A 9711-nucleotide genomic window follows, 5' to 3' on the forward strand; every position below is an offset into this window, starting at 1 on the left:
CCTACCCCGTGATGATGCGGACGATGTCGTTGTACGTGGCCAGCACCATGAGGGCCACCAGCAGGGCAAGGCCCACACGCATCCCCCATTCCTGCACCTTTTCGTGCACGGGACGGCGGAAGACCATCTCGATGAGGCAGAACAGCACCGTGCCGCCGTCCAGGATGGGGATGGGCAGCAGGTTCAGGATGGCAAGATTGATGCTGATGAGGGCCGCCAGCCCCAGTACGCCGGCCACCCCCTGCTGCGCCTGCTCGCCCACGAGCTGGGCGATCATGATGGGCCCGCCCACCTGATCCAGCGGCACCACCCGCTGCACCAGCTTGAGGAAGCTTTCCGCCGTCAGCTCGGCCATGCCCCAGGTCTGTCGCACCCCGGCCAGCGCCGCCTGCGCGAAGCTCAGATCCTCGTACCTCATGTTGCCGCTGACGCTGATGCCGATGAGCCAGGCGTTTTCCTGCTCGCCAAAAATGGTGGTGCGCATGGCGCGCTTGGGCGTCAGGGTGAGACGCAGCTCCTCGCCGGTCTCCGGCAGGCCGGGCTGGATCTCGCCCGAAGCCGTGGGCAGGGGACGCAGCACATGCAGGGTCACGGGCTGGCCGTTGCTCGCGCCGATGGCGTCGGCCATGCTCTGCCAGTCCGGGGTCTCCGTGTCATTGACGCGCAGGATGAGGTCGCCGCGCTGCAGACCGGCGGCCGCGGCGGGGCTGTCCGCCACGATGCTGCCCACCTGCGGCAGCATGATGGCCTGTCCCCAGCCGAAAGCGAGCATCCAGCAGAGAAGCCAGGCCAGCAGCACATTGGCCAGCGGGCCCGCCGCGGCTACGGCCAGACGTTGCCAGGCGGGCCGTTGCGAAAAGCTTTCCTCCTGGGTGAAGCCTTCCGGCAGCTCGCTGTCGTCGTTTTCGCCCACCAGCGCCACATAACCGCCCAGAGGCACCAGCGACAGGGCGTATTCCGTCTTGCCGCGCTTCATTTTGAGCAGTTTGGGGCCGAAGCCCAGAGAAAAGGTGGTCACGCCCATGCCCAGAGCGCGGGCCGCCAGAAAATGCCCGAGTTCATGAAAGAAGATAAGGCCGCCCAGAACGATGACGACGGCAATGATGGTTATCAGCATATCAGGCTCCGTCACGCGCCAGTTCATGCACCAGCGCGCGGCTTTGAGTGTCGAGTTTTTCTATCCGTTCCACAAAGGTAGCCACTTCCGCGCGAAGGGCAAGGTCATCTCCCTCAGGCGCGGTCAACTTTCCGCACAGCGGCGCATGGCCGGGCGCGGTGGAGGCATGACGCCGCATGGCCTCATCAATGAAGCGGGTGATGTCGGTGAAGGCGCAGTGTCCGGCAAGGAAGAGCTCCACGGCGGCCTCGTTGGCGGCGTTCATGACCACGCACAGGCCGCCGCGTTCGCTGAGGGCCCGCCGGGCAAAGGTGAGCGCCGGAAAACGCTCCGTATCGGGATGCCGGAACTCCAGCGCCGGAGAGGCCGCCAGATCCAGCGGCGGCACACCGCAGTCCAGCGTGTGCGGCCAGAGCAGGCAGTGGGCCAGCGGCAGCCGCATGTCCGCCGTGCCGATCTGGGCCAGCAGACTGCCGTCCCGCAGCTGCACGAGCGAATGGACCAGCGACTGCGGATGCACCAGCACGTCGATGCGATCCACCGGCACGCCGTACAGGTGGAAGGCTTCCACCACTTCCAGCGCCTTGTTCATCATGCTTGCCGAGTCGATGCTGATCTTGGCGCCCATGACCCAGTTGGGATGATTGAGGGCCTGTTCGCGCGTGACATGTTGCAGCTCCTCGAGGCTGCGATCCCGGAAGGGGCCGCCGGAGGCGGTCAGCACGAGGCGCGCCACCTCCTGCTCCCGCGCCGCGAGGCACTGGAAGATGGCGTTGTGTTCCGAGTCCACCGGCAGGATGGATGCCCCGGTGCGGGCGCATATCTGGCGCAGCAGTTCGCCCGCCAGTACCAGCGATTCCTTGTTGGCAAGACAGATGACCTTGCCGGCCAGCGCGGCGGCCAGCGTGCCTTCAAGGCCCGCCGCCCCCACCTGGGCCGAGAGCACGGTATCCGCCTCGGGCAAGGAGGCCGCCGCGGCGTAGCCCTGCGGCCCCACGAGGATCTCCGGCTGATAGTCCGCGGGCAGGAGCGTGCGCAGGTCATAGGCCGATTCCTCGTCCAGCACGGCCAGCAGCCGGGGACGATAGCGGCGGGCCTGTCGGGCCAGCATATCCACATTGCGGGCGCAGGAGAGCGCCAGGATTCGGAAGCGTTGTGGATGTGAGTCCACCACGCCGAGCGCGTTGCGCCCTATGGAGCCGGTGGAGCCGAGGATAACGAGATCATGCCGCTCCCTGTGTTGCCATTCCGGCGAGGGGGCCGCCGAGATGTAGCGGATCGCCGGGCCTTCGCATCCCGGCCAGCAGTTGGACATAGCGTTTCACCTTGCCGCCCGAGGCGGCTGTTCGTGTGCAGGAGGATCGGAGGGCGGGCGTCGTTTGCCCGAAAGACGGCAGGTGGGCTGCGAAAATGACGGGATCCGGCCGTCGGAGAGGGTTTCCGTCAGCCGACCGGAAGGACAGCCCGCCGTATGGCGGGCTGTCCCCTTTTCGGTCATGGCCTGCCCGTCCGGCGGGGCAGGGGCGCTATCCGCCTCAGAAAAAGAAAAACCATTGGTCCACCACGGCAAACATGGGCATGGCAAAAAGCACGCTGTCCGCTCTGTCCAGCACGCCGCCGTGGCCGGGCAGCAGATGGCCGGAGTCCTTGACGTTGACCGAACGTTTGAGGGCGGACTCGAAAAGGTCGCCCACCTGCGCGAACGCGTTGATGGCGACGCCCAGCAGGGCGAAGGCGAACCAGTTCGCCGTACCGAGGCAGGCCCCGTAGATGATGCAGAACAGCGTGCAGGCCACAAGACTGCCCACCGCGCCTTCGGAGCTCTTGTTGGGGCTGACGCGGGGCCAGAGCTTGTGATGGCCGAAACGGGTGCCCACAAAATAGGCGGCGGTGTCGGAGATGGCCACGGCCGCCAGCACGAAAAGCAATTTGACGGAGGAGAGGTAGGTGGCGGGCAGAAGGAGCAGCGGGACATAGGCAAGCCCGGCCATGAAGATGCCGCTGGAAGAAAAGGCGTCCTCCTCGATGACGTCCCAGCGGAAAAGAAAGCTCATGGAGGCCAGCACGAAGCCCGCCCCCAGACAGACCAGCGCGTCCTGCGGCCGGTGCATCCAGCTCAGGATGAGCATACCCCAGCCCAGCGCGATGGCGCAGATACGGCTGGGGATGCGGCCCCGCGGGCCCCAGAACAGGGTGAAGAATTCCCAGAGGCCCAGAGCGCACACGATGAGGATGACACACAGCAACGGCCAGCCGCGTACGGCCAGCACGGCAAGGATGAGCGCCCCCAGAAGGACGCCGGTCAGGGTCCGGCGAATGTCGGTGGCATGGTCAACAGGCATCGATCTGCTCCTGCGTTTTCCCGAAACGGCGGGACCGTCCGGTAAAGGCCCGCAGCGCCTCGTGCAGCGCCTCGACGCCGAAATCGGGCCACGCCACGGGAGTAAAGTAGAATTCGCTGTAGGCGCATTGGTACAGCAGATAATTGCTCAGGCGCTGTTCGCCGCTGGTGCGCACCAGCAGGTCAGGGTCCGGCTGACCGGCCGTGTAGAGATAGTCCGCAAAGCGCTCTTCCGTGTAGTCGGCGGGAGAAAGGCCCGCTTCGGCCATGCGGCGCGCGGCGCGGACGATCTCCGCCCGCCCGCCGTAGTTGAGCGCGAGGTTGAGCGTCATGCTGCGGCAATGCGCGGTGCGGTTCATGCCGTGGCGCAGGGCGGTGCGTTGCGGCATGGGCAGGCCGTCCACATCTCCGAGCACCATGAGGCGGATGTCCTCGCTCTCCATGCGCGGCACTTCCTTGCCCAGGAATTCGAGCAGCAGGCCGAAAAGGGCCGCCACTTCGGCCTTGGGGCGGTTCCAGTTCTCGCTGGAAAAGGCATAGAGGGTCAGATGGGGGATGCCCAGCCTGCGGCATTCGGTCACGACCGTGCGCACGGCCTCCGCTCCGGCCTTGTGGCCTTCGACACGAGCAAGGCCGCGAGCCTGAGCCCAGCGGCCGTTACCGTCCATGATGATGGCAAGATGACGGGGAAGGTGGGAAAATTGCTGTTCCATAGCGCGTGAGCGTCTGTTTGCGGGAAGGCGCGTCGCGAGAGCGGCGGGCCGGGCGTGCCGCGCCATGCGGCGGATACGCCCGCCCTGCCCGACAATCCGTCATGCCCGCGCATCGCGCGCGGGCTGCGCGCCCGCTCTTAGATGTCCATGATCTCTTTTTCCTTGGCCGCGCACTTCTTGTCCACTTCACCGACGAATTTGTCCGTCAGCTTCTGCACGTCGGCTTCGGCCTTCTTCTGCTCGTCCTCGGTGATGGTCTTGTCCTTCTCCAGCTTTTTCAGGCTGTCGTTGGCGTCGCGGCGCACGTTGCGCACAGCCACCTTGGCCTCTTCACCGTACTTGCGGGAGACCTTCACCAGTTCCTTGCGGCGTTCTTCGGTGAGCGGCGGGATGCTGATACGGATGATCTTGCCGTCATTGACCGGCGTAAGGCCCAGATCGGACTTGAGGATGGCTTTTTCCACCACCGCGATGCCGCCCTTGTCCCAGGGCTGGATGGTGATGGTGCGGCTGTCCGGCACGGCGACGGATGCCATCTGGGAAATGGGCGTGGGCGTGCCGTAGTAGTCGGCCTTGATGCCGTCCACCAGCGAGGTGGAGGCGCGGCCCGTGCGCAGCTTGGCGAATTCGCGTTCCAGCGCGCCCATGGCTTTTTCCATGCGGTCTTCGGCATCCAGCAGGATCGTCTCGATATCCATTGAAAACTCCTGAAAGGCTGTTCAGTAGGTTGGGAAAGGCTTCGTCATCCGCGCCGGAGGTCCGGGAAAGCGGTCGTCCGGCGCCGCGTCCCGCCCGGCGGGAAGGGCATCAGCAGTCGTGGACGATGGTGCCCACAGGCTCGCCCAGGACCGCCCGGCGGATATCGCCGCCGAACATGCGGCAGACGATGATGGGGACGTTGTTGTCCCGCACCAGCGCAAAAGCCGCCGCATCCATGACGCCCAGATGACGGGACAGGGTCTCGTCATAGCTGATGCTGTCGAATTTCACGGCATCGCTGTGCTTGGCGGGGTCCTTGTCGTAGATGCCGTCCACCTTGGTGGCCTTGATGATGGCGTCGCACTTCAGTTCCATGCCGCGCAGGGCCGCCGTGGTGTCCGTGGTGAAGTAGGGATTGCCCGTACCTGCGGCGCAGATGACCACCCTGCCCTTTTCCAGATGGCGCAGGGCACGGCGGCGAATGAAGGGCTCGCAGACCTGCTGCATGTCGATGGCGGAAAGCACCCGCGTGGGGAAGCCCTGCTTCTCCAGCCTGTCCTGCACCGCCAGCGCATTGAGCACCGTGGCCAGCATACCCATGTAGTCCGCCGAGGAGCGTTCCATGCCCTTGGCGGAGCCGGAAAGCCCGCGAAAGATGTTGCCGCCGCCGATGACCAGCGCCAGCTCCACGCCCATTTCCAGCAGCCCGCCGATCTCGTCGCAGATAGCCGCCACGGTATCGGGATCGATGCCGGTCTTGTGTTCGCCGGCCAGGGCTTCGCCGCTCAGCTTGAGCAGTACGCGCCTGTATTTCAGATTCGCCATGTGGACCGCCTTTGTTAGGGTTGATGCGTTTTCGGGCAAAGTCGTGTCAGCTTAGCAGAATCGGCGTACATCTCAAAGCGTTTTTGCCCCCCCTCCCCCGCTTGGGGATGTGGCATTTGTCCGCTGGGACAGCGTACGGGGGGAAGGAAGGGGGCTTTTTTGCAAAAAAGCCCCCTTCCTTCCCCCCGTGCCCCCCTTCCATCCCGCAAAAAACCTTGCCGGGGAGGATGACGGGGAGACTTGTCCACACAGGCCGTCACCCGTCCGCCAGTCTCCCGGCGGCATGAGCATTTTGTCTTTTTCAAAGGCAAAATGCGAGGTGGCGACATCGTGCCGACCGTCCAAACCAGGCGGAATGACCGCGTTTTTTCCGCGAAATGACAGAAAATGCTCATAGGGCGGATTCGCATTGAAATCCTGTCCAATCTCAATGCTGACGCTGCCCTCACACTACGGAAAAAGCGTGGTTTTTCCGTGTGTTCGGTTGCGGGTGGTCGCTCTCGCGACTACCAGAGCAATCCACATTTTCCATGTGGAATTGCTCAAGAGCCCCGCCGGGGGACCATCGGGCAAGGGACGCCCTGGCGAGGGCGTGCTCCCTGCCATCCTCCCGAACAAGATTTTTTGAAGGGGAAAGGGGGTGCGGGGGAAAGGGGGGACTTTTTGCAAAAAGTCCCCCCTTTCCCCCGCAAAAAAGAAAGAAGGTTGACCGCTTTACGCTTCGCGGCGGACGGCGCGGACTTCTTCGATGCGCTGGCCGTCCATGCGGCGGATCTCCATAGTCCAGTCGTCGAGGCGGCAGGTCTCGCCTTCCGTGGGGATATGGCCCATCTTTTCCAGCAGCAGACCGGCGAGGGTGGCGCTGCTGCTGCGGGCGGGGATACGGATGTTGAGCCAGGCGGTCACGGCGTCCACGGAGAGGCGTCCGGGCATGAGCCAGCTGCCGTCGGGCTGGCGGCAGGCTTCCGGACCGGCGGGCATGTCGCCCATCTGGCCGGCCAGCACGCCGAGCAGGTCATTGGGCGTGATGACGCCGACGACACTGCCGTATTCGTCGCGGACGAAGGCCAGCGGGACCGGATCATTGCGGAAGATCTCCAGCAGGTCGGACAGTCCGGCGTGCTCGAAAATGTCGGGAGCATGGCGCAGCAGGGGCTTCAGGGACCAGTCCGTCCTGTTGCCGTCAGCGCTGGCGGCCAGGTCGCCCGCATGGACGACGCCCAGCACTTCGTCATTGTCGGTATCCAGCACGGGCAGCCAGGCCAGCGTCGAGGAGGCGGCAAAGGCGCAGGCCGTTTCCCGGTCGGCGTCGCTGGCCAGCCAGCGCACGCGCTGACGGGGCGTCATGATGAAGCGGGCGGTGCGTCCGCTCAAACGGATGACGCGAGCCACCATGTCGCGTTCTTCCGGCGCGAAGAGGGCTTCGCTGTCCGGTTCGGTGGCCAGGGCCGCGGCGTCGAGGCGGGCCTCTTCTTCACCGTAACGGCTGCCGCCCAGCAGGCCCAGTACGGCGCGCGCCGTGGATTCGCGCATGTCACGCATACTGATGCGCTTGCGGCGGTTGCGCAGGGCGATCTGGTTGCAGCATTCCACCAGGACGGAGAAGCAGATGGCCGCGTACAGGTAGCCCTTGGGCAGATGGAAGCCCAGACCGTCCATGACGAGGCTCAGGCCGATCATGAGCAGGAAGCCCAGACAGAGGATGATGACCGTGGGGTGCTTTTCCACGAAGTTGGTCAGGGGAGCGGCGGCCAGCACCATGACGCCCATTGCCGCCATGACGGCCAGCATCATGACCGGAACATGGTTGACCATGCCCACGGAGGTGATGATGGAGTCCAGCGAGAAGACCGCATCGAGCACCAGTATCTGGGCGATGACCTGCCAGAAGTTCGCGTGTCCGTCCTGGGCGTTGTAATCCATCATATGCCCTTCAAGGCGTTCGTGCAGCTCCATGGTGCCCTTGAAGAGCAGGAACACGCCCCCGGTCATGAGGATGAGGTCTCGCCAGGAGAAGGCCTTGCCCGCCAGAGTGAAGATGGGCTCGGTGAGTCCCACGATCCAGGCGATGGCCGAGAGCAGCACCAGCCGCATGGCCAGCGCAAGGCCGAGACCGGTGAGGAAGGCATGACGCCGTTGCCGTTCCGGCAGGCGCTGGGTGAGGATGGAGATGAAAACAAGGTTGTCGATGCCCAGGACCACTTCCAGCAGGACCAGCGTCCCCAGACCGGCCCAGGCCGACGGATCGGCGACCCACGTCATATCCCACATAGTTCTTGCTGACTCCCGCGCGCGGGGCGCGCTGTCTGATGTTGCACGGCGTTACGTTATGCCGTGAATTGTTACAAAAAAAGGGGGGCACGAGCCCCCCGTCTTTCAGAAACGAATCGAAACGCTGTCCGGCATCCGTCGGCCATGCGCGCCTTATTCAGCCGCAAGCTGGATGCGGGTGAAACCGGCCACCTTGATGTCGTCGCCCACGGCCTTGGCCACTTCGCGTACCACATCGGCCACGCTCTTCTTGTCGTCGCGGATGTAGGGCTGTTCCAGCAGGCAGACTTCCTTCTGGAACTTCTTCACCGCGCCGTCAGCGATCTTGTCCACGATTTGGGCGGGCTTGCCTTCTTCCAGAGCCTTCTGGCGGTAGACTTCACGCTCGCGGGCCACGGCTTCCTGATCGAGGCTGTCGGCATCCAGAGCCATGGGGTTGGCGGCGGCCACCTGCATGGCCACGTTCTTGGCCAGTTCCTTCACTTCTTCCTTTTCGGCGGTCTCGGCCTTGCCGCAGTGCAGGTCCACCAGCACGCCGATCTTGCGGTTGGCGTGGATGTACTGGCCGATGACGTCGCCTTCGCCGGCCTTGCTGTGACGGGTGAACTTGCCGAGCTGCATGTTTTCACCGACGGAGGCGATGAGCTGGGTCACTTCGTCACCGATGATGCCCTGGAGGGCGTCGGCATCGGCGGGGTTGGCATCCAGCACGCTCTGGGCGACCTTGAGGGCAAGGGCTTCGAACTGTTCGCCGCGGGCCACGAAGTCGGTCTCGCAGAGCAGAGCGGCCATGGCCACATGCTTGCCGTCAGCGCTGGCGGCCACGGTCACGAGGCCTTCGCTGGTGGCGCGGCCGGACTTCTTGGCGGCCTTGGCCATGCCCTTCTGGCGCAGCCAGTCAACGGCCTTTTCGAGGTCGCCTTCCACTTCCACAAGGGCTTTCTTGCAGTCCATCATGCCCGCGCCGGTCTTTTCGCGCAGTTCTTTCACCAAGCTAGCGGTAATAGCCATTTTTTCTTCTCCATTATCCGGCATGGCCGGTTACGGCAAAAATACGGAAGGCGGAAAGCGCGTCGGGCGTCCTTTCCGCCGGGGACGGCAGGCGCGTGGCAGGATGGTATCCCGTCACGCGCCGACCGGGGAGCTTTCCGCTCCGGCAACAGTTATTCGGCAGCGGCTTCGCCGGCTTCGGCGGCCTTCTGCATGGCCTCTTCGGCGTTGACTTCGCCCTTGGACATGGCGGCGCCTTCCTGGCAGGCTTCGGAGAAAGCAGTCACGAAGAGCTTGATGGCGCGGATGGCGTCGTCATTGCCGGGGATGATGTAGTCGATGACGTCGGGGTCGCAGTTGGTATCGGTCACGGCCACGATCGGGATGCCGAGCTTGCGGCATTCCTTGACCGCGATGTCTTCGCGGTTGGGGTCGATGATGAAGGCGAGCTGCGGCAGGCGGTCCATGTTCTTGATGCCGCCGAGGGTCTGCTCCAGCTTCTGCATCTCGCGTTCCAGCAGGAGGATTTCCTTCTTCTGGTAACGGTTGATGCTGCCGTCGGCAAACATGCCTTCCAGCTTCTTCAGGCGGTCCACGCTCTTCTGGATGGTCACGAAGTTGGTGAGGGTGCCGCCCATCCAGCGGTTGGTGACGTAGTACTGACCGGCCTTGGTGGCTTCAGTGGCCACGGCTTCCTGAGCCTGACGCTTGGTGCCGATGAAGAGCACCTTGCCGCCCTTGGCCACGGTGTCCAC

9 protein-coding genes are annotated in these 9711 nt (G+C 64.4%); all 9 read right to left on the minus strand.

All coding sequences use genetic code 11. The annotated features are described in order from the left end of the window. Position 1: 1 nt before the first annotated feature. Positions 2–1117 carry an RIP metalloprotease RseP gene (rseP, locus tag Q0K00_RS02540; RefSeq protein WP_297227140.1) on the minus strand — a complete coding sequence of 372 codons (1116 nt, stop codon included), beginning with the start codon at positions 1115–1117 and terminating at the stop codon, positions 2–4. A gap of 1 nt (position 1118) precedes the next feature. Then, positions 1119–2432, minus strand: a complete 1314-nt coding sequence (gene dxr / locus Q0K00_RS02545) for a 1-deoxy-D-xylulose-5-phosphate reductoisomerase (RefSeq protein WP_297227142.1) — start codon at positions 2430–2432, stop codon at positions 1119–1121. Positions 2433–2652: 220 nt separating this feature from the next. After that, the gene (locus tag Q0K00_RS02550; protein ID WP_297227144.1) at positions 2653–3459 is read right to left on the minus strand and encodes a phosphatidate cytidylyltransferase; all 807 of its coding nucleotides are present in this window, start codon (positions 3457–3459) and stop codon (positions 2653–2655) included. Further along, positions 3449–4171, minus strand: coding sequence for an isoprenyl transferase (locus Q0K00_RS02555; RefSeq protein WP_297227145.1), 723 nt, complete (start codon positions 4169–4171; stop codon positions 3449–3451). The genes Q0K00_RS02550 and Q0K00_RS02555 overlap by 11 nt, the downstream gene beginning before the upstream one ends. Positions 4172–4308: 137 nt before the next feature. Beyond that, complete coding sequence (frr, locus tag Q0K00_RS02560; RefSeq protein WP_297227146.1) at positions 4309–4869, minus strand: ribosome recycling factor; 561 nt, start codon at positions 4867–4869, stop codon at positions 4309–4311. 109 nt (positions 4870–4978) lie between these two features. Further along, the gene (gene pyrH / locus Q0K00_RS02565) at positions 4979–5695 is read right to left on the minus strand and encodes a UMP kinase (RefSeq protein WP_297227147.1); all 717 of its coding nucleotides are present in this window, start codon (positions 5693–5695) and stop codon (positions 4979–4981) included. 714 nt (positions 5696–6409) lie between these two features. Then, a complete protein-coding gene (locus tag Q0K00_RS02570) occupies positions 6410–7966 on the minus strand; it encodes a transporter associated domain-containing protein (RefSeq protein ID WP_297227148.1) in 1557 nt (518 codons plus the stop codon). Between the two features lie 153 nt (positions 7967–8119). Beyond that, the gene (gene tsf, locus Q0K00_RS02575; protein ID WP_297227149.1) at positions 8120–8977 is read right to left on the minus strand and encodes a translation elongation factor Ts; all 858 of its coding nucleotides are present in this window, start codon (positions 8975–8977) and stop codon (positions 8120–8122) included. Between the two features lie 152 nt (positions 8978–9129). Then, on the minus strand, positions 9130–9711 hold a 582-nt coding region (gene rpsB, locus Q0K00_RS02580; protein WP_297227150.1), incomplete at its 5' end, for a 30S ribosomal protein S2.

The organism is uncultured Desulfovibrio sp. (genome assembly GCF_944327235.1).
In the GTDB taxonomy this organism is placed as follows: domain Bacteria; phylum Desulfobacterota; class Desulfovibrionia; order Desulfovibrionales; family Desulfovibrionaceae; genus Desulfovibrio.